Source organism: Thalassospira sp. GO-4, assembly GCF_023588965.1.
GTDB classification, from domain to species: Bacteria; Pseudomonadota; Alphaproteobacteria; order Rhodospirillales; family Thalassospiraceae; genus Thalassospira; species Thalassospira povalilytica.
Genome location: NZ_CP097807.1, coordinates 2,356,861 through 2,376,098, shown reverse-complemented (window position 1 = coordinate 2,376,098; position 19,238 = coordinate 2,356,861). Strand labels below are relative to the sequence as shown.

General features: G+C 55.2%; 20 protein-coding genes. 12 read left to right on the top strand and 8 right to left on the bottom strand.

Annotation, left to right across the window (positions count from 1 at the left end; translation table 11 throughout):
- Positions 1-4: 4 nt before the first annotated feature.
- The 5 genes from M9H61_RS11005 (at position 5) to M9H61_RS10985 (ending at position 3,695) form a co-directional block, all read left to right on the top strand.
- Complete coding sequence (locus M9H61_RS11005) at positions 5-688, top strand: DUF1285 domain-containing protein (RefSeq protein ID WP_228196122.1); 684 nt, start codon at positions 5-7, stop codon at positions 686-688.
- Positions 685-1,329 (top strand): CoA pyrophosphatase, encoded by a 645-nt coding sequence (locus M9H61_RS11000; protein ID WP_068519777.1) that lies wholly within the window; start codon positions 685-687, stop codon positions 1,327-1,329. The genes M9H61_RS11005 and M9H61_RS11000 overlap by 4 nt, the downstream gene beginning before the upstream one ends.
- Positions 1,330-1,367: 38 nt before the next feature.
- Positions 1,368-1,655, top strand: coding sequence for a hypothetical protein (locus tag M9H61_RS10995; protein WP_068519776.1), 288 nt, complete (start codon positions 1,368-1,370; stop codon positions 1,653-1,655).
- Between the two features lie 73 nt (positions 1,656-1,728).
- Positions 1,729-3,048: a CCA tRNA nucleotidyltransferase gene (locus M9H61_RS10990; protein ID WP_250280431.1), complete on the top strand. Its 1,320-nt coding sequence runs from the start codon at positions 1,729-1,731 to the stop codon at positions 3,046-3,048.
- The gene (locus M9H61_RS10985; RefSeq protein WP_114113130.1) at positions 3,045-3,695 is read left to right on the top strand and encodes a GDSL-type esterase/lipase family protein; all 651 of its coding nucleotides are present in this window, start codon (positions 3,045-3,047) and stop codon (positions 3,693-3,695) included. Before M9H61_RS10990 ends, M9H61_RS10985 begins: the two co-directional genes overlap by 4 nt.
- Before the next feature lie 20 nt (positions 3,696-3,715).
- Here the strand turns inward: M9H61_RS10985 and M9H61_RS10980 are convergent, their stop codons facing one another.
- The 5 genes from M9H61_RS10980 to M9H61_RS10960 form a co-directional block, all read right to left on the bottom strand.
- Positions 3,716-4,069, bottom strand: a complete 354-nt coding sequence (locus M9H61_RS10980; protein WP_206928215.1) for a hypothetical protein — start codon at positions 4,067-4,069, stop codon at positions 3,716-3,718.
- 139 nt (positions 4,070-4,208) lie between these two features.
- The gene (locus M9H61_RS10975) at positions 4,209-6,047 is read right to left on the bottom strand and encodes a GGDEF domain-containing protein (protein WP_101247198.1); all 1,839 of its coding nucleotides are present in this window, start codon (positions 6,045-6,047) and stop codon (positions 4,209-4,211) included.
- A gap of 213 nt (positions 6,048-6,260) precedes the next feature.
- Positions 6,261-7,211 carry a site-specific tyrosine recombinase XerD gene (locus M9H61_RS10970; protein WP_250280430.1) on the bottom strand — a complete coding sequence of 317 codons (951 nt, stop codon included), beginning with the start codon at positions 7,209-7,211 and terminating at the stop codon, positions 6,261-6,263.
- A gap of 12 nt (positions 7,212-7,223) precedes the next feature.
- Entirely contained in the window at positions 7,224-9,281 is a 2,058-nt protein-coding gene (locus M9H61_RS10965) for an antifreeze glycopeptide (RefSeq protein ID WP_250280429.1), read from the bottom strand.
- Position 9,282: 1 nt separating this feature from the next.
- Complete coding sequence (locus M9H61_RS10960; protein WP_170310220.1) at positions 9,283-9,420, bottom strand: hypothetical protein; 138 nt, start codon at positions 9,418-9,420, stop codon at positions 9,283-9,285.
- A gap of 431 nt (positions 9,421-9,851) precedes the next feature.
- Here M9H61_RS10960 and M9H61_RS10955 point away from each other — a divergent pair, with 431 nt between their 5' ends.
- The 6 genes from M9H61_RS10955 to M9H61_RS10930 all read left to right on the top strand — a co-directional run bounded on the left by M9H61_RS10955 (position 9,852) and on the right by M9H61_RS10930 (position 15,965).
- On the top strand, positions 9,852-10,463 hold the full coding sequence (locus tag M9H61_RS10955; RefSeq protein ID WP_068519769.1) for a shikimate kinase: 612 nt from the start codon (positions 9,852-9,854) through the stop codon (positions 10,461-10,463).
- A gap of 2 nt (positions 10,464-10,465) precedes the next feature.
- Entirely contained in the window at positions 10,466-11,581 is a 1,116-nt protein-coding gene (gene aroB / locus M9H61_RS10950) for a 3-dehydroquinate synthase (protein ID WP_250280428.1), read from the top strand.
- Between the two features lie 164 nt (positions 11,582-11,745).
- Complete coding sequence (locus tag M9H61_RS10945; protein WP_068519767.1) at positions 11,746-13,020, top strand: HlyC/CorC family transporter; 1,275 nt, start codon at positions 11,746-11,748, stop codon at positions 13,018-13,020.
- A gap of 231 nt (positions 13,021-13,251) precedes the next feature.
- Positions 13,252-13,701: a CBS domain-containing protein gene (locus M9H61_RS10940; protein WP_068519766.1), complete on the top strand. Its 450-nt coding sequence runs from the start codon at positions 13,252-13,254 to the stop codon at positions 13,699-13,701.
- A 174-nt stretch (positions 13,702-13,875) separates the two neighbouring features.
- On the top strand, positions 13,876-14,463 hold the full coding sequence (locus M9H61_RS10935; RefSeq protein ID WP_250280427.1) for a DUF2889 domain-containing protein: 588 nt from the start codon (positions 13,876-13,878) through the stop codon (positions 14,461-14,463).
- Between the two features lie 122 nt (positions 14,464-14,585).
- The gene (locus M9H61_RS10930; RefSeq protein WP_250280426.1) at positions 14,586-15,965 is read left to right on the top strand and encodes a hypothetical protein; all 1,380 of its coding nucleotides are present in this window, start codon (positions 14,586-14,588) and stop codon (positions 15,963-15,965) included.
- Positions 15,966-15,990: 25 nt separating this feature from the next.
- On the opposite strand, the gene M9H61_RS10925 is transcribed toward M9H61_RS10930, so the two are convergent.
- The 3 genes from M9H61_RS10925 to M9H61_RS10915 form a co-directional block, all read right to left on the bottom strand.
- The gene (locus M9H61_RS10925; protein WP_068519763.1) at positions 15,991-16,581 is read right to left on the bottom strand and encodes a cytochrome c; all 591 of its coding nucleotides are present in this window, start codon (positions 16,579-16,581) and stop codon (positions 15,991-15,993) included.
- Positions 16,581-17,834 carry a sorbosone dehydrogenase family protein gene (locus M9H61_RS10920; protein WP_250280425.1) on the bottom strand — a complete coding sequence of 418 codons (1,254 nt, stop codon included), beginning with the start codon at positions 17,832-17,834 and terminating at the stop codon, positions 16,581-16,583. Before M9H61_RS10920 ends, M9H61_RS10925 begins: the two co-directional genes overlap by 1 nt.
- A gap of 141 nt (positions 17,835-17,975) precedes the next feature.
- Entirely contained in the window at positions 17,976-18,272 is a 297-nt protein-coding gene (locus tag M9H61_RS10915; RefSeq protein WP_068519761.1) for a BolA family transcriptional regulator, read from the bottom strand.
- Positions 18,273-18,431: 159 nt separating this feature from the next.
- Between M9H61_RS10915 and M9H61_RS10910 the strand changes: the two genes are divergently transcribed.
- Positions 18,432-19,076 (top strand): J domain-containing protein, encoded by a 645-nt coding sequence (locus M9H61_RS10910; protein ID WP_250280424.1) that lies wholly within the window; start codon positions 18,432-18,434, stop codon positions 19,074-19,076.
- The last annotated feature ends 162 nt before the right edge of the window (positions 19,077-19,238 follow it).

The window sequence follows — 19,238 nt, the reverse complement described above, 5'->3', positions numbered from 1 at the left end:
AACTTTGCTTCCTTTGTTGCAGCGTGGATGTCAGCAGATCGAAGAACGCAGATGGGATCACATAAACCTTACGGGAACACGTCTGGCTCGGGATCAACTGTACAGCATGACTGATAACCAACAAACCATCGATCTCGCCGAAAAATTGTGGTCGCGCCTGCGCGGGGGTAAACCCGGTAACGGCCGACATCCGCAAATCTGCGGCGATATTCCTATGTCTATAGGTCGGGATGGAACCTGGTTCTATCAAGGTGGTCCGATTGGTCGAATTGAACTGGTGAAACTTTTTTCATCTGTGTTGCAACGTGATGATGAAGGCGGCCATTGGCTGGTCACCCCGGCCGAAATGGCCCGGATCGACGTCGAAGATGTCGCCTTTATCGCGGTCGAGTTGCAAAATGACGGCAACGGCACCGATCAGGTCATCCGTTTTCGCACCAATATCGACCAATGGGTCGATCTGGATGCGGATCATCCGTTACGCGTTGAACATGATCCTGAAACCGGTGAGCCGTCGCCCTATATCGGGCTGGAACGCGGACTTGAAGCGCGCCTGAACCGCGCGGTATTTTATCAACTGGTTGAACTGGCTGATGAAATTAAAGATCCCGACAGTAATATGGTACGTATCGGTGTTTACAGTCATGGTCAGTTCTTCGAAATTGGCCGGATGGAGACGGTTGAATGAACCCGGATGATATCATAGCTGCCCTCAGGGCCCCACAGACCGACATTCTGCAACGGCGCGGTGATCATGCCGTGGATTATCCCGGATCGAAATCACGTGCGCGTGCCTTTGCCGAAGGCGAACTGGTGTCGCGCCCGGCTGCTGTTTTGGTGCCGCTGGTCAAACGCGATGCCGGTTTGCAGGTAATCCTGACCAGACGCACCGACCATCTTAGTGATCATGCAGGCCAGATCAGTTTTCCCGGCGGTCGTCAGGAACAGGAAGACGCAACTCTTGAAGAAACGGCCCTTCGCGAAACCGAAGAAGAAATTGGTTTGGCACGCCGCCATATCGATCTGATCGGTCGTATTGACGACTATTATACGGTGACCGGCTATCAGGTGACCCCGGTGATCGGGCTGGTGACGCCGCCTTTTGATCTGACACCGGATGATCACGAAGTGGCCGAAGTGTTCGAAGTACCCCTTGAATTCATCCTCAATCCCAGAAATCAGAAATTGCAGACCGTCACTTTTGAAGGCACGCGCCGACGGTATTTTGCAATCCCGTATCGGGAATATTACATCTGGGGGGCGACCGCCGGGATGCTGGTGAATTTCAGTGAAGTGATCCGTGCCAACGCACCAAGCGTGCAATTATAAGCCAAGCGACCAACGCCAAGTGTTCGGGACGAAATAACATGTTGCGACAAATCATCCAGATCGGCCTGCCATTGATCCTGCCCTTTGTGATTTACGGGCTGTGGCTGAAATGGGCGCGCGCAAAGGCCATCCGTGAAGGCCACGATATCATTCCGCCCTGGAACAAGGGCCCGTGGCTTTTGCTGTTCGGGGCCGGGGTCGCCTTGACGGCGGCGATTTTGATTTTCACCGCATTGGGGACTGGTGCGCCACCCGATTCCATTTATCATGCCCCGGTATTGCGCGACGGTGTTGTCGAACCCGGCTATTTCGAGCCGAAAAAATAACACCGTTCTGACAGACAACCGTCTGCCCTTATTTCAGATTACACTCCGTAAACGGTGAAAGCCCAAACGTGCGATGACGGCACTTGAACCAACCGGAAGATTGCAGCCATACGGGATCATGGTTGCCGATGATACTGCCCGCGTTTTTGACGCCATCGCCCAGCATGGCGGTCAGGCGCGCTATGTTGGCGGAATTGTCCGCGATGCGTTGCTCAAACGTGATTTGCATGACGTTGATATTGCCTGTGACCTTAAACCCGAAGAAACCGTGATCGCCCTTGAAAAGGTTGGCATCCGGGTTGTTCCGACCGGGCTCAAACATGGGACAGTCACCGCGATCACCGATGCCGGTTCCTATGAAATCACCACTTTGCGGGTCGATGTCGAAACCAATGGCCGCCACGCCGAGGTCGCCTTTACCGACAGCTGGTTTGCCGATGCCAAGCGGCGCGATTTTACCTTTAACGCCATCTACTGCGACCCGGACGGCACGGTTTATGACCCGTTTGACGGGGAAACCGATCTGCGCGAAGGGCGGGTACGCTTTATCGGCGTTGCCGAAAACCGCATCGCCGAGGATTATCTGCGTATTTTGCGGTTCTTCCGGTTTCAGGCATGGTTCGGGCGGCCCCCGATCGATCCGGTCGGGGCAGAAGCCTGTCGCAAGGGCGCGCAGGGACTGCTTGATATTTCGGCAGAACGCATCCGCGATGAATTGTTCAAACTGTTGCGCGCCAAAAGCCCGGCCGGTACGGTTGGCGACATGATCGGTTTTGGCATCTTGCCGACGATCTTGCCGCAACTTGCCCGCACCGACTGTTTGCGGATCATGCAATGGCTTGACAGTACGGCACTTGCTGTACCGACAATTCGTCCTGATCCGTTGCGCCGCTTGGCGTCCCTGTTTGTCACCGGCGACAATGGTGCGGATGACAATCTTGAAGCCGCCGAACAGCTTGCCCGCGCATTGCGTCTGTCCAACGAACAAACGGAACGGTTTGCCGCGATGGTTTCCCATGCGCCGCTGATTGATCCGAACATGTCGGTTGATGACATTCGCCGCGATCTTTATCGCATTGGGGCGGATGCATTTCGGGATGCGGTGTTGCTGGCTTGGAGTACGCGCGCATCCGTGCCGCCACGCTGTTCGCGCCAGGAAAACGAAGAATGGAAAAGCCTGATTGATGCGGCAACAAATTGGCAGCCGGTCAAATTGCCGATACAAGGGCGCGACATTCTTGCCGCCGGGCTCGCCCCGGCGGGACCCCGGATCGGCGACCTTTTGAAACAGGCCGAAAATTACTGGCTTGATCATGGTTTTGCGCCCGGTCCGGACGACTTGATGGCATATCTTGCCAGTCTTTCCAAAGCTGGCGAACAGGAGACGCAATGAGCACAGGCGCAATCGGACATCGCATTTGCTGTTTTGGAGACAGTCTGGTCAATGGTGTGCGCGACGGGGAAAAGGGCGGCTGGCCGATGCGTCTTGGCCGTCGCTTGCTTGACGAAGCCAAACGCGAAGTCACGATCTATAATCTTGGCATTCGTGCGGAAACCACCGATGGCCTTAAGGCACGCTGGAAGTTCGAGGCCGAGCTTCGCATGGTGCCCGAATTCCCGACAGTTCTGATGTTCAGCTTTGGCGTCAATGATGCCAACCATGCCGAAGATCGCGGCGAAGAAACCACGATGCGGGTTTCACCGGCGAAATCTGCGGGGAATGCTGCCGACATCATCGGTGCCGCAGCCGAGCTTGCCCCGACTTTGTGGATCGGTCCGCAGGCCGTGATCAATGGCAGCAAATCAAGCCAGGAAATCAATGAACGGCTTGAAGGTCTGAACCAGATTTATCTGGAAACCGCACGCGGGTTTGATGTGCCCTATCTTGATCTGTTCCAACGAACACTTGAAGACGAGACCTGGCAGCGTGCCCTGCGTCGCGGGGATGGCTATCACCCGGACAAGGCCGGTTATGACCGGCTTGCTGAAATGATCTGGGATTGGGATGGCTGGAAACGGGCCGTCGGACTGATCGAATAGGGCCCGATGGGCCAAGCCGGTCAGGCAAGAATATTGATATATTGACCACGTCCGGCCGCGTTGTTGGCGCTGGTGGAATTTGCCGAACCGCTTTTGCCGTAACCCGACGGATCGAACTGGTCGATATAGTTTTCAAGGACGGTGTCCTGTGCGCCTTCCTTGACGAACCGTTGCTGTTCGTTGCGGTCGCGCTCATAGGCCTGAACGGCACGGTCAATTTCCTGATCCGATGTCAAAGCCGCACGGCTTGTGCGTTCAACAGCCTGATTCTGTTGCTGAAGTTCCTGTTCGGACTGCTGGCGTTGTGCAATCGGACTGGTCGGACGGACCGGAATTGCCGTTTGCAGATCAGAGGATGAGGAAACGCTGACCATTGATGCGGAATGCTCGTTCGGGATCGTTGATGTTGTCTTCTTTGACCGGAATATTACCCATCAATCCGATAAATTGAAGCGTTAATTTGTAGTTGGATTGTAATGCCGACCGGGAATGTGGGCGGTTGGGGATTGCGGCTTATTTCCCGCTGACCGGAATGGGGGCGCAGGGGGCGTCATAAATGCCGCTGGCAAAGCGGTTTTCGCTGTTTTTCGCAATCGCCTTAAGCTTGGCGGCCTCGACCGAAATGTGATCAAGGGTGATGTCGGTGCGTTCCGGGGGAATGCGCACAAGGGCGGCACTGACACTCATAAGATCGAACCGGGTGACATTATTGTCGCGCCCCTTGCCGATCAGATATCCGCGATCCCGGGTTTCCTGGTCATAGAAACTTTTGATCTGGGCATCGAACATGGCCTGGGCGCGCTGGACGGCTTCGACCGCGACTTCGAAATCGATCGACTGGACATAGGCAAAGAAATCATCGCCGCCAATATGGCCGACAAACCAGTCATTCTGACTAAGCACCTTGCCCAGGATATCCTTGAACAAAAGGATCGCGCGGTCCCCTTGGCGGAATCCATAGCGGTCATTGAACGGTTTGAAATTGTCAAAATCGAAATAGACGGCAAATCGCCGTTTGCGCGGCTGCGACAGGGCATGGGCGGCATAGCGGTAAATCGCGCTGTTGCCGGGCAAACGGGTAAGCGGGTTTTCATCGCGCGCATTCAGGGTGTTGCGTTCATTGACCGCGCGCAACAGCGCACTTTGATCCAGCACACCGAGATAGCGGCCATTTTCCGTCAGGATCACACCATCAAGCGCATTGGTCGCAACAAAGGTTTCCAGAAGTTCTGACAGGCTGGTGCGAATGTCGGCAACCGGACAGCGGCGCAGAAACCGTTTGATATTGGCGCGATTGGCCGGGTTTTGCAGCAACTCGCGCCCGAACGGCGTATAGATGAAAGCCTTGAATTCGGAATCGCGCACAACCCCCATCGGTTCGCCATCCTGATTGACCACCGGAACCAGGGTGATATCGGGGTTCTGCTGAAAATAGGTCAGGATATCGACCGGGTTGATGTCACTGGGGATGGCTGGCGTATCAAGAAGATAGGACCGCACAACATCATCGTCGCGATCGGATTGGCGGCGGGTATCGGCTGCGATGTCGGCTGCGACCTGAACCAGATCGGTGCGTTCAGGAAGATCGGTCGATGGACGGGCGATAAAGAAGCCCTGCACCAGATCACAGCCAAGCCGCCGGCAGCACAGGAATTCTTCGCGGGTTTCAACGCCTTCGGCAACGACCTGGGCTGCGATCATATGGGCAAAGGCCGTGATCTGGGTGACAAACAGTTCCTTGCGCCGGTCGCGATCAATGCCGTCAATAAAGAACCGGTCGATCTTGATGATGTCCGGTTCGCATTCATAGAGCGCGCGCAACTGGGCAAAGCCGCTGCCGTAATCGTCAATGGCGATTTTGAAGCCCTGACTGCGATAGCGCACCAGAATATCCTTGAGATAGGCGGCATTGCTGATTTCGTGGCGTTCGGAAATCTCAAGAAAGATCGTATCGCGTTCAAGACCGGCATCGGCCAGAAGTGCAGCCGTCTGGCCGGGCTGGTAATCTTCGGTTTTTACGACGCGATTGTCGAAATTGTAAAACAGCTTCAGACGTTTTGCGTCAGGCATGCGCGCGAATTTCTGAATGGCCTTGGCGCGCAGCAGCATGTCGACACTGTGCAGGTTTCCGGTATCCCACGCGGTATCAAACAGGGCCTGAATGGATGGAAAACCGGCATCCTCCCAGCGGCGCAACAATGCCTCATATCCGAAAACATGACCCGTATGCGGGCTGACAATGGGCTGGAACGCAAAGTCGACTTTTTCAACGACCTGCTGCCAGTTGCGCAGCATGACCGGTTTGGTCTTGGGTCGATCCGATATCAATTCATCTTCTGCATCAAACGCCAATGCAGTTCCCCGATCTTCAAAAATGGCCTGAATTCCCGGATTGAAGGAGTCACATTAATATTTGATCATGCTCGTAGCTCAGGTTCGACAACAACTTGATGACAGTTAGATTACGAATATGTGACATCCGCAGAAAACGTCCGTTTTTTTGTCAAATAATCGACTTTTGCCTATGCAAAGGTATTAGACAAATCAGGTGATCTCGAACCCGGATCAGGTCGCATTGACGCGCGCAAGCGGATGATGTTCCTGCACCAGCCCGCGAAGCCGGGACTCGAGAACATGGGTGTAAATCTGTGTTGTCGAAATATCGGAATGGCCCAGCATCTTTTGCAGGGACCGCAAATCCGCCCCGTTGGCCAGAAGATGACTGGCAAAGGAATGGCGCAGCACGTGCGGCGAGACACGTGACGGCGCAATTCCGGCTTCGATCGCCAGATCCTTGATCATTTTCAGAAACATCTGACGGGTGAGATGCCCGGTTTTACCACGCGACGGAAATAAGTATGAGGATTGCCCCGGCCGGTCGGCATGGCCCGTTGATTTGTCTGATGGAATGAAGGCGTCGCGGACATCAAGATAATCGCGCAGCGCATCACGCGCCGGATCAGACAGCGGTACCAGCCGTTCCTTGCTGCCCTTGCCCCGGACAATCAGCATCCGTGGATCGCGGGCCGCAGCGGCATAAGGCAGTTCAACCAGTTCGGAAACACGCATGCCTGTCGCATACATCAGTTCCACCATCGCCAGAAGACGCTTGCCCTTGATGCCCGGATGATCAGACGCGGTGGCAATCAGGCGGTCGATTTCGTCAATCGACAGGAATTTGGGCAACGTTTGCCCCTGTTGCGGGCTTTCGATATTTGATGACGGATCGTCATTGCGATACCCGTCCGAATACAGGAATTTGTGAAACTGACGTACGGCCGACAGACGCCGTGCCTGTGTCCGCGGGGCAAGACCGGCCACGCCCAGTTGCGACATATAGCGCCGCACATCCGCATCACCCGCGCGGACCGGATCGGATTTTCCCGCCGACAGTGATGCTGCGTAATCTTCAAGATCACGGCGATAGGCATCAAGCGTGTGCGCACTGGCGCCACGCTCTGCTGCCATCATTTCAAGAAAGGCCGATATCAGCGAACTTGTCGGTGCCTTGGCCATGGCCGGGTTCCATTACTGATCAAATGACAGCAACAGTTCAGTCGCAAGATGCTGGGCATCACTATGCAGTCCGACCATTTCAAGGGCGGCAACCGTATCTGCCAGAACCTTGGGATCGGCATTCGGGGCATTGGCAATTTGCTGTGCCTGAATGGCCATGGCGACGGTTTTTGCCTTGTGCTGTGCGCTTGCCGACGCCGCCAGATTATGGGCCACCGCACTGCTGATCGTCAGGCGGTCCTCGGCATAGGGCGCGCTCAGAAGACTGTCCCAAAGCCCGGCGGGAACTTCGATCCCGAAGCCTTCAAACAGGGTGTAAACCAGTTCGGCATAGCGTTTTGCCGCGGCCTGATCACCGCGCGCGGCCTGCATTTCCTGCCATTCGACCATTCGCGCCCGATGACGGGCAAGGGCAGCAGCCCGATCGGTTGCCTTCTGAATGTCTTCGGGGGACGTCGAATTGGGCATCACGGTTGCCGATGCCATCGAGCTTACCGGTGCAACCGCCCCACCCAGACCAAAGCTTTGGGTGGTCATCTGCGGGTTGGACCCGGTGGCGTCAAGGCCGAATGGCGCGTTGTTTTCCGCTTGGGAAACCTGTTCCGATGCGGGGATGGCCCCGGTTTCTTCAAGGCCGGAAATGGCCAGAACCGGATAAAGCATGCTAAGCCGCGATGCGATGTCATTGCCCGGATTGGCACCATTTTTTGCCACCGAAAGCCAGTTGGCAGCACGTTCCAGGCTGTTTGCCGCCAAGGATGCCTTAAGTGCGGCGACCGCAAACCATGAAAAATCGCCATTGACCGGAATGTCTGCCAGCAATGGTGCGCTCAGTCGGGCGGCCTGCATGAAATCGCCTTCGATCTGGGCGGTGTCATAAAGCGCGGCAAGAATTTCGGCGCGTGCCGCAGGCACGTCACTTTGGGCCGCTGCCTGATAGAGTTTGGCATATTGCCGCGCCTGGATGCCTTCGGCGGCATCATCAAGGGCATTTTCAAGCGCACCGGCATCGAAACTGACCGAACCATAGATTTCGCCAAGTTTGGCCGCATCAATCAAACCGAGGCTTTCGGCCTTGCGCGCGGCTTCAAGGCGAACATCGGTCGGGGTGGCATCGGCATTGGCAATGCCGATGATGGCCGTCGGATTACCTGATTCAAGCTGGCTGGTCGGGATGGCCTGTTTGGCAATTGCCAGAAGTGCCAGATCGATCGGGCGCAATTCTTCAAGAAGGTCGGGTTTGACTGCCGTGCCACTTCGAATGGCCGCAACCAGCCCAAAGAAGGTGGCGTCCTTTTCCCCGTCCATTTCACGAACGAGATCGACCGAAAACGCAGCAGCGGTCGGATCATTGGCATAAAATGCGCACATCGCCGCCGCCTTGAGCCAGAACATCTGGTCATAGCTTGCGCTATAACTTTCAATCGCAGCGCAGGCTTCATCAAGGCGTGCCCCGATCATCAGGGCATTGACCTCGGCCTCAGCAAGCAATTCACCGCGCGCCCCTTGTGGCGTGGCGCGAACAAGTTCAATCGCCTCGTCAAGTGCGCCCATATTGATCAGTTTGGCGACGCGGGCATCAAGCAGGCTGATATCCCTTGAATCTTGTGGCAGTGCCGCCGCAGACAGCAACAGACGGACCTGAAGGTCGCGTGCGGCATGGGTTGCCGGTGTGGCAGGCAGGTCTGAAATCAGCTTGGCCGCGGATTTGCGGGTCGCCCCATTCCACATGTCAATGCCCAGTCCGCCGCGCGAACGGTCAAGGGTCCCGACCGCCTCGGCATCAACAGCACCAAGTGACAGTGATTGAACCGCGTTCGGATCGGACGGGAAGGGCGATGGTTGCGTCCCGGTTGCCGGGGCACCAAAACCGCCCTGGGATACCGTGCCACTGTCCGGGGAAGATACCGGATCAGAAGATCGTTGTTCTGCGTCCCGTTCTGCTTCCTGTTTGAGAAACAGCGGCACAGGGGCCGATGTCTGGGCATGCGCAGAAGAGGCGATAACACCCGTTCCCGTCATCATGGCCAGTAAACAGGTCTGTATCAGCAGGCGGGAACGCAACGTCATCTTAATTGAACCTCGAATTCGGGATGGTTTCTTCGATTTGGGTGGTCGGTGCCGGAATGTCCCAGGTAACAAGGAACGTCGCACCGCCAACAATCACAGCGATGACCAGCAACAGGATGATGCGCGATAAGATTCTCATTTTAATCCAGACTTCGAAGCGTTTAAGCAAATGACGCAGCTACCAGTATGGCCACGAAAATCAAAGATGCAAGAAACGGAAAGTAAGGGCCGATCATTTGTTCTCATGACCGCCTGACCAGCCTGCATCAAAGATATTTTCCCACCGGTTTTCTTCGCGCCGTGGCGTTATCAAACCACGTGGATGGCATTTCAATCCGGCAACTTCAAGGCAGTATAGGGCGCTGTTCCTCACAGAGGGTTAATAAACGCCCCGCAACATCATTAGCCAAAATGCGCGGTCAACATCTTCGATGTGACGAAGAATGCAAAATCGACGGATGTTTTTTGTCGTCGATCATGTGCGGTTTGCTTGCGTTCGGGGTTCAGCTGCCCTAAAGAATTGGGTAATTTGTATATCAACCGATTGAACTACAGGACTGCAAACCGAACATGGACAGCAACATTGCCGAGTCGGGTTTGCACGAAGACGTGATCGCCAAAATCCGTAACGGCCTTAAGGGCCGGACACTGGTTTTCATCGGGCTTATGGGGGCTGGAAAAAGCTGCATCGGCCGGATGGTTGCCAAGGAACTGAAACTGGATTTTGTCGATGCCGACCGCGAAATCGAAGAAGCCGCCGGCTGCTCGATTGCCGATATCTTCAAGCTGTATGGCGAAGAGGCATTTCGCGATGGTGAGGAACGTGTAATAGCCCGTTTGCTTGATGGCGAACCGATTGTGTTGGCAACCGGTGGCGGCGCGTTTATTCGCGAACGCACCCGCGACCTTATTCTTGAAAAATCCATATCTGTCTGGCTGCGTGCCGATCTTGAATTGCTGCTGCATCGAACAAGTGGCCGGACCCACCGTCCGTTGCTTAATAGCGGCGACCCGCGCGAGATTCTGGCGAACCTGATCGAAACGCGTTACCCGGTCTATGCCGGGGCAGACATTGTTTTTGACTGTGATGAATCTTCAAAGGAAGCCACCCGGGACGCCGTTCTCGAACTGTTGGCGAAATCCTTTGACGATGACGGTCAACTTATCAAGACAGGAACCTGAGAGTGAGCAATCACGACACCCTTCGCGTCGAACTTGGCGCGCGCAGCTATGATATCCTTGTTGGCAGCAACCTTTTGGCCGATACCGCCAAATATATCGCACCGTTCGTCAAAAAGGCCGGTGTCGTCGTGATCAGTGATGCCGTGGTGGCCAAACATCATCTGGCAACGGTTCTGACATCGCTTGACGGAGCAGGGATTGCGCATCGCGAGGTCATCGTGCCGTCGGGTGAAAAATCCAAAAGCTTTGCCGTGTTCGAAGATGTCGTCGAACAGATCCTGGCAATGGGGATTGAACGATCTACCCTGATTATCGCCCTTGGTGGCGGTGTTGTCGGTGATCTTGCCGGTTATGTTGCCGCATCACTGCTGCGCGGGCTTGATTTCGTCCAGATCCCGACGACCCTTCTGTCGCAGGTCGACAGTTCGGTTGGTGGCAAAACCGGGATCAATTCCAAATCGGGCAAGAACCTTGTTGGGGCGTTTCATCAACCGCGTCTGGTGCTGGCTGATACGGCGGTGCTTGACAGCCTTCCGGCACGCGAACTTCGTTCGGGCTATGCCGAGGTGGTCAAATACGGTCTGATTGATGATCCGGAATTTTTCACCTGGCTTGAAGAAAACGGTCAGGTGGTTCTGTCGACGGACGGCCCCGAACGCCGTCAGGCCGTGATCAAAAGCTGTGCGGCAAAAGCACGGATCGTTTCCGAAGACGAACGCGAAGGCGGCAAACGCGCGCTTTTGAACCTTGGCCACACATTCGGTCATGCCTTCGAAGCCGAAACCGGGTATGGCGAAAAGCTTCTGCATGGCGAAGCCGTTGCCATGGGCATGGTGATTGCCCATGACGTGTGCGGTGCAATGGGCTTGGCCCCGGCCGGTGAAAAGGACCGGATCGTTTCCCATCTGAAATCGGTCGGGCTTCCGGTTGCAGCGTCCGAAGTTACCGGCATGCATTGGGATATCGACAAGGTGATCGGTCACATGTCGCGTGACAAAAAGGTCCGCGATGGAGAAATCACCTTTGTCATGACCCGCGGTATCGGCAAGGCATTCACTTCCAAGGCAATGGATGTCGAGAAAATGCGTGCCGCGATTACCCGTTCCTGCCGCCGCTAACAAAAACGATCCCGACGGGCTTGTCGCCTTTTTCGGGCGAAAGGGCGTCGGGATTGCTTTTTTGCAATTTGTGATGTCGTTAACTTGTTTAACGACAATTGACCTTATAGGTGAACACAGGACAAAGTAGTCCGGCTGAGATCACCCTTTGGAGACGACCCTGAATGACAATCACGATTATCGTGATTTTTTTCCTGCTGATGTTATCGGCATTCTTTTCTGGCTCGGAAACCGCGCTGACGGCTGCGTCACGTCCTGTGATGCATCACAAGGAACAGGATGGTGATCAGCGTGCAGGGATCGTTAACAGACTGCGCCAGTATCAGGAACGTCTGATCGGGGCGATCCTGCTGGGCAACAATATGGTCAATATTCTGGCCTCGGCCCTGGCGACGTCGGTGATGATCGAACTGTTCGGGGAAAACGGCGTTGTTTATGCGACCGCCGTGATGACCGCCCTTGTTCTGATCTTTTCGGAAATCCTGCCAAAGACCTATGCCTTGCAACATGCCGATACCATGGCCTTGCGGGTTGCGCGCCCGATGAGCATCCTTGTTGTGATCTTTGCCCCGGTCACCCAAAGCATTCAGGTGATCGTGCAGGCAACCTTGCGCCTGTTTGGCAGTGGCGAAGGTCCGGGACTGGACAGCGAACGCGAATTGCGTGGCGCGATCGAACTGCATGCCGATGACGTTGTGGTCGGAAACCACCATGCCGAACGCACCATGTTGCATGGCGTGCTTGATCTGGAAGATGTCGGTGTCTGGGAAATCATGGTTCATCGTCGCAAGGTGCAGATGATCGATATCACCCGCCCGATGGAAGAAATTCTGGATACGGTCCTGGCAAGTCCGCACACCCGTATTCCGATCTATGAAGAAGACCCGGACAATATCGTTGGTGTTCTTCATGCCCGCGAGGTTCTTAAGGCGATTGTCCGCGGTGCAAAGCCCGCCAATGCATCAGATGTGCGCGCACTAAGTGCCGAACCATGGTTCATTCCGGATTCAACAACCCTTGCTGACCAGCTCAAGGCCTTCAAGGAGCGGCACGAACATTTTGCCATCGTCGTTGACGAATACGGTGCGTTCGAAGGGGTTGTGTCGCTTGAAGATATTCTTGAAGAAATCGTCGGCGACATTGCCGATGAAACCGATGTCGAGGTTGTCGGTGTCCTGCCGCAGGCAGACGGGTCGGTGATTGTGCGTGGTGATGTCACGATCCGTGACCTGAACCGACGGTTTGGCTGGCGTTTGCCAGACGAAGAAGCCGCAACGGTTGCCGGTCTTTTGCTGTATGAAACCCGGCGCATTCCCGATGTCGGTCAGCAGTTCCGGTTCCACGGGTTCGAATTCGAAGTTCTGCGCCGTATCCGCAACCAGATCACCCGCGTTCGCATGAACGAAGTCACCGATCTGGCCGCCGAGGATCAGGAATAAAACCGCCAAAACGGCATCGCCAACCGGTGATGCCGTTTGATCCTTTGTCGCGCAAAATGTTTTAAGTTTCTCCACTTATGGGTTAAAATCTTGGTTCAAGGTCTTGACCCAAAGGATTGCAGGGCCACTTGCAAATGAGGGCCCCGTTGCATTGCAATGACTTGCGATGCAGAACCAGATGATCCGATCGGGTTTGGGCATGTGGCAACAGCAATCTGCAGAGAGAGATGAATGGATACGAAAATCGTTCCAGGTGTGGTCAAGGAGCAATCGCTCGCGACACTCAATCCCGCCGATTCCGTGATGGATGCCGTGAACCTTATGACCGAACGCAAGATCGGGGCCGTGATCATTGTTGATAATCAGGCCAAACTTGCCGGAATTTTCACAGAACGCGATCTGGTGAACCGTGTGGTAGGCAAGGGGCTTGATGCGGCCAATGTGCCACTTTCCAAGGTCATGACAGCCGATCCCGATACCCTTGGTCCCAACGATACGGCAATGAATGCACTCGATCTGATGAGTGCGCGGCGATATCGTCACTTGCCCGTTGTTGACGGGGACAAGGTCATTGGCATGGTGTCGATCCGCGATCTGTTTAACGTGGTGAAGGCCCAGCTCGAAGAAGATGTTCGTGAACGCGAAAAGTTCATTTTCGGGTCCGATTACGGCGTTGCCTGACGATTGTTTCCCATCACAGTTGCATCGGATCGCACCGTAATTCGCCGATCCGGCATGGCGGATTTCGGGGTGCGCATTGCCCCGAAACCGCGCGGATGTCGCACTGCGACACGCTTTGTTGCTTGACAGCGCATAGGGGAATGTCTTTACGTTTACGTAAAGGAGAGAGTTCCCATGCCATTGTCCCGCCCCGCAGATCGAGACCATATTCATACCCGCACCGTCACCTGTCAGGGGTTTCGCCGCAAGGATGGCCTGTGGGATATCGAAGGTCACATTACCGATATCAAAACCTATGCCTTTACCAATGATGATCGCGGCGAAATTCCGCCCGGCGAACCGGTACATGGCATGTGGATCCGCGTGACAATTGGTGATGATCTGGTGATCCGTGCCGTCGAAGCCGTCACCGATTACGCGCCGTTCCATGGCTGCGATGCAATCACCCCGAATTACGAAAATCTGGTTGGTTTGAAACTTGGTCCGGGGTTGCGCAAACAGATCCGCGATCGGGTTGGTGGCGTGCATGGCTGTACCCATCTCAATGAACTGATGGGACCGGTGGCAACCACCGCCTTTCAGACCGTGTTCCCGATCCTGGCCCGGGAGTCACTTGAAGCCAAAAAACAGGACGCCCCATCAGCTGACGGGGCATCAAAACCGGCCCGCCGGATGCCGTTGATCAATACCTGTCATGGATGGCGCAGTGACGGTGCCGCGGTCAAACGCATCGCCCCGGAATTCTATACGGGCGACAAATAACTACCGGGAACTGGTGGTAACAAGCATCGACCTCGTCCCGGGAAATGGCCCGATCTTGCAAGTTCCGTCGATGGGCCCAATATCAACAAAATCGGTCCGTCACGTGTTTTTGCGGGTTACTCATGACAATCCTACGGCGTGCTGGAATAACCAAAAACAACAATAAGGGAAGAAACGGTCTGCTGCGCGATGCGGCCCGCCACACGCTGGGCGCGGGTCTGGTCGCGATGGCAGCACTTGGTATTGCTGCCCCGGCGGTTTTGGCCAACGATATTGTGTCACGCCCGGTCGAGGTCGCCCAACCTGACAATGACAGTCAGGACAATTTCCTGATCCTGCAAACCAACCTTCATCCCCCGTATCAGGAACTTCGTAACGGGACGCTTGGCGGTTATTCCGTTTCGGTGCTTGATTGCGCCTTTGATCATATCGGTGTCGGTTATGGTCTGGCTGTCGCACCGCGCCAGCGCAACCGGGAAATGGTACGCAACGGGCAGGCCGATGGCTTCTTTTTGGCGCGTATCAGTGAATTCATGGATGAATATGCGGTGGCGTCAAACCCGCTGGCATTGGAAAAGTGGGTGTGGGTATCGCCATCGCGCCGCACGGCCGAACCGGTCAGTGCCAATGTGCCCAAACCCGGCGGGTTCGAAACAATTGGTGCCATTCTTGGATCAAACGAAGCCGAATGGCTGGCCGAGCAGGGATATGGCGACCTTGTCCGTGTGCCATCGATTGCATCCCTGGTTGGACAGGTCGCAGCCGGACGGGTTGATTACGCGCTTGTCGACAAGCACAGTTTTGAAATTGCGCGCAATGAACTTGGCATCGGTGCAGAACAGTTTCAGGTTCAGTTTGAACGCTATGCGCCACTGGTTGTCTATTTCTCGAAACGGTATGTGGCGGAATTCCCCGACCTTGTGACCCGTCTGAATACGGTGCTGGAATTTTGCGAAACCAGTCCGATGCATCTTGAACCCTGGGAACGCGATGCGATTGAACGGGTTCAGTTGCCGATGGTACGACAATTGGCAAAATCCCCGGATCTGATCCGCAATGTGCGCGGGGCGCTTGGCCCCGGGCGGTTGCCCGCTGATCAGCGCCGTCTGATTGACGAAGAATGGTCAACCATGGGAAGGCTTGGTCAGCCAAGTAACAGGGCGCGTGAAATATTGGGCAACAGTTTGTCGGAATTCCTGCGCGCCTTTCAATTGGCAAGCGGGAAACAGGTCGCCGAGGCCTTTGTTTTTGATATCTATGGCCAGACGATCGGCATGAACCGGTTGACGTCGGACTATGATCAGTCCGATGAACCGCAATATCAAATGGCGCAAAGCATCAATCGCGAACATGCCCTGATTGATGATATCCGCTTTGATGCATCGACCCGTACTTTCCTGTCGCAGATCACCGTGCCTGTTCTGGATCCGGAAAACGGTCAGACACTGGCAGTGCTGACCGTTGGATTGGATGTTTCGGCGGCCTTGCGTCCCGAAAGCTGATCCCATTTACCGGGGTATCGGGGCCTTACTTTGGCGCCGGGTCGGTGATGTCGATGGTGATCTTGCTATACCAGTCGGCGGCTTCCTGCATTTCGGTTTCGTCAAGATCCTGGGCAATCGGGGTCATGACATCATGCGTCCGTTTGCCCGTCCGGAATGCCTTAAGCTGCGTTTCGATATAGATGTTGGTTTCCCCGGCCAGATTGGGCGCATCATCAAGCTCGGAAATACCGTTTACACCATGACACCCGACACACAGTTCCGGCGCGTCGTCTTCGGACGTACCAGCGGGCAGGGTGGCATTGATCGTGAAATGATTGAACCACAGGGCGACCTTGCCGATCTGATCATCGGATAATCCGCGTGCGACCACCGTCATCATTTCATGTTCGCGGCTGCCGGTTTTGAATGCCTGAAGCTGACTGATCAGATAATCGACCGGTTCGCCGCCAATATGCGGGGCAATCGGAATACGGGCCTTGCCATCCAGTCCGTGACAGGTGCGGCACATGCCCGCAACCTTGCGCCCGTCCTGAAGGTCTGTGGATGCGTCCTGGGCCATCAAGGTCCCGGCGGGCAAAAGCCCGCCGAGAAGTGCGATCATCACAATACGCATCAATTGCCCTCATACCAGATGCGATACAGCGCACCGGCCAGATCATCGGAAACAATGATCGAACCGTCACGCAACTGGGCAACATCGACCGGACGACCAAGATATTCTTCATTCTCGTCGATCCAGCCTTCGGCGAATGGTTCGGTGCTGGCGTTTCCTTCGGCATCAATGAAGGTCACCATCACGCGTGCACCGACCGGTGTCGTGCGGTTCCAGGACCCGTGCTGGGCCGAGAAAATCGCATTCTTGTATTTGGCCGGGAACATCTTGCCCGTATAGAACGTCATGCCAAGATCCGCGGCATGGGCCACGGTTTCAACCGCGGGCATCACCACGTCATAGGGCACTTCCTGACCAGCATATTCATTGGTGCGAACATCGCCACCGCCATACCACGGATGACCGAAATGCTGACCGGCGGCCGTCTGACGGTTGATTTCACCGGGCGGGATATCATCACCCATGCCGTCAACCTGGTTGTCGGTCCACCACAGTTCACCGGTTTCCGGGTGGAAGTCATGACCGACAGAGTTCCGCACCCCATAGGTATAAACTTCGCGCCCTGATCCATCGGCATTGATGCGGATGATGCCGCCAATCCCGACTTCGCGATACAGATCAAGCTTGTCGGCGGGCGCAACGTTGAAGGGCTGCCCCAACGAGATATAAAGTTTGCCATCCGGGCCGATTTTGCAGACGCGTGCCGTGTGGTTATAGCTTTCCTCGGATGGCGGGATCAGGTCGCCCTGTTTGACAACATTAAAGGCCGCGACATCCGGGCTTTCATAAAAGAACTCGGCCGCCGGGAAGGTCAGCACGCGGTTCTGTTCGGCGATATAAAGCATCCCGTCGGGCGAGAAGCACGGACCGTTCGGAATGCTGAAACGAAGCGACGGGGCAAAGTCCTTGACCTCGTCGGCGACCCTGTCCTTGTTGCGGTCAGTGACGGACCAGACCTTGTCCTTGCGCGTGCCGACGAATGTCACGACACCTTGCGGGCCAACGGCAATATGGCGTGCATCTGGCACGATGGCATAAAGGCCGATTTTGAAACCGGCTGGAAGCTTGATGCGTTCAAGCGTCCTTTTGATGCCTTCTGCGTAATCGCCGCCCTGTTCGATGACGGTGAATTCAGTGGTGCCGGTGGATTGGAAGTTTGAAAGTTTTTCGAGATTGTCCGGTGCAGGTGCCTGGGCATATGCAGATCCGGAAATGGCAAGCGCAATACTCGCCATCAGCAGGCGTTTAGTCATTACGTAGTCCTCCCGATTGAAACAGATGCCATTGGCGGGCATCCGTGCCGGTCCGGCAATGCTTGCGGACCGGCTTGTGTCACAAGCATTGCGCCTAATCGGGGTGAACGTCTAGGTTGATTTCACGATACGGAATTGTATTTAATTGGTTCTATTGGCAAGCGCCGCCTTGTATTCATCGGGCGTCATGGTTTTCAGGGCCAGCGCATGCACGCGTTCCTTAAGCAGGGTGTCAAGCGCGCCATAAACCAGGCGTTGACGATTGACACGGTTCTGACCTTCGAATTTTTCAGACACCACCAGGACCGAAAAATGGGACTCGCCGCGCGGATCGGCACCGGAATGACCGGCATGTTTGGAGGAGTCGTCGATGATCTGTAACTCGACCGGGCTGAAATGTTCGGTCAGAATGTCACGGATCTGATTGGCTACCTGCATGATAAGGGCCTCTGTTTTCTGCGGATGTTTGCAATCGGGTGCAAAATTTGAACTGTGTGACAGGTTCTGGCACGCAATGGCAGTTTTTCAAGCCTTTTATCGCATTTAATCGATCCGTATGATATTGCGTGCATCGATTTTCAGAACATATAGACCCAGATGAACCGAGGACACCGCAACAAGCGCAAGACGCTGTATCACAATGAACCGATCCTGCCCGATTGTGATTGGCCGGGCTGTGACGGCCATGGTGAATTTCGCGCGCCCAAGGATCGCAAGCTGCGTGACTATTACAAGTTCTGCCTTGATCACGTGCGCGAATACAACAAATCCTGGAACTATTATGAAGGCATGAAAGCCGAGGATATCGAAAACGACGTGCGTCGCGATACCCACTGGCAGCGCCCGACCTGGAAGTTCGGACATATTCGCGGTTCCAAAAAGCCGTTCAATTTCAAATTCAAGGACGGGTTCGGCTTCTTCAACGAAGACGGTGACCAGACCCATCATGGTCCGGGCGGCGATGCCCGCGCCGAACAGCGTCGCAAAAGCGAAGATGCCCAGCGCCGTGCAGGTGCCCTTGGCATGCCCAGCGAACAGCAACAGGCGATGGCGACCCTTGATCTTGGCTGGCCGTTCACCCGGGACGAGCTCAAGGCCAAATACAAGGCACTGTCCAAAAAATACCATCCCGACGCCAATGGCGGTGACAAGGTGGCCGAGGAACGCTTTAAAAAGATCAGCGCGGCCTATAGTTCGCTTATGAGCTATATCCGCGATCTTGAGGCCCGCGTGACCCTGTAAGCGGGCCGGTTCCGCTGCAATAATTCCAAAAAATCTGGTCAATCTGGTTGCGGTTTGCGTATCGGGGATGTCTTATCGAGCAAACCTTTTGCGGTAATAGAGATTTTTTGCGCATCTTCCCTTTGAGTGATGCGCCTAAACCGCTATTAATGAGCAAGTTTA

Excerpts from the sequence above, each read along its gene's own strand:
- M9H61_RS11000 (WP_068519777.1), top strand. The coding sequence starts at position 685 with ATGAACCCGGATGATATCATAGCTGCCCTCAGGGCCCCACAGACCGAC.
- M9H61_RS10995 (WP_068519776.1), top strand. The coding sequence starts at position 1,368 with ATGTTGCGACAAATCATCCAGATCGGCCTGCCATTGATCCTGCCCTTT.
- M9H61_RS10990 (WP_250280431.1), top strand. The coding sequence starts at position 1,729 with ATGACGGCACTTGAACCAACCGGAAGATTGCAGCCATACGGGATCATG.
- M9H61_RS10985 (WP_114113130.1), top strand. The coding sequence starts at position 3,045 with ATGAGCACAGGCGCAATCGGACATCGCATTTGCTGTTTTGGAGACAGT.
- M9H61_RS10980 (WP_206928215.1), bottom strand. The coding sequence starts at position 4,069 with ATGGTCAGCGTTTCCTCATCCTCTGATCTGCAAACGGCAATTCCGGTC.
- M9H61_RS10970 (WP_250280430.1), bottom strand. The coding sequence starts at position 7,211 with ATGGCCAAGGCACCGACAAGTTCGCTGATATCGGCCTTTCTTGAAATG.
- M9H61_RS10965 (WP_250280429.1), bottom strand. The coding sequence starts at position 9,281 with ATGACGTTGCGTTCCCGCCTGCTGATACAGACCTGTTTACTGGCCATG.
- M9H61_RS10960 (WP_170310220.1), bottom strand. The coding sequence starts at position 9,420 with ATGAGAATCTTATCGCGCATCATCCTGTTGCTGGTCATCGCTGTGATT.
- M9H61_RS10955 (WP_068519769.1), top strand. The coding sequence starts at position 9,852 with ATGGACAGCAACATTGCCGAGTCGGGTTTGCACGAAGACGTGATCGCC.
- M9H61_RS10945 (WP_068519767.1), top strand. The coding sequence starts at position 11,746 with ATGACAATCACGATTATCGTGATTTTTTTCCTGCTGATGTTATCGGCA.
- M9H61_RS10940 (WP_068519766.1), top strand. The coding sequence starts at position 13,252 with ATGGATACGAAAATCGTTCCAGGTGTGGTCAAGGAGCAATCGCTCGCG.
- M9H61_RS10935 (WP_250280427.1), top strand. The coding sequence starts at position 13,876 with ATGCCATTGTCCCGCCCCGCAGATCGAGACCATATTCATACCCGCACC.
- M9H61_RS10930 (WP_250280426.1), top strand. The coding sequence starts at position 14,586 with ATGACAATCCTACGGCGTGCTGGAATAACCAAAAACAACAATAAGGGA.
- M9H61_RS10925 (WP_068519763.1), bottom strand. The coding sequence starts at position 16,581 with ATGCGTATTGTGATGATCGCACTTCTCGGCGGGCTTTTGCCCGCCGGG.
- M9H61_RS10920 (WP_250280425.1), bottom strand. The coding sequence starts at position 17,834 with ATGACTAAACGCCTGCTGATGGCGAGTATTGCGCTTGCCATTTCCGGA.
- M9H61_RS10915 (WP_068519761.1), bottom strand. The coding sequence starts at position 18,272 with ATGCAGGTAGCCAATCAGATCCGTGACATTCTGACCGAACATTTCAGC.
- M9H61_RS10910 (WP_250280424.1), top strand. The coding sequence starts at position 18,432 with ATGAACCGAGGACACCGCAACAAGCGCAAGACGCTGTATCACAATGAA.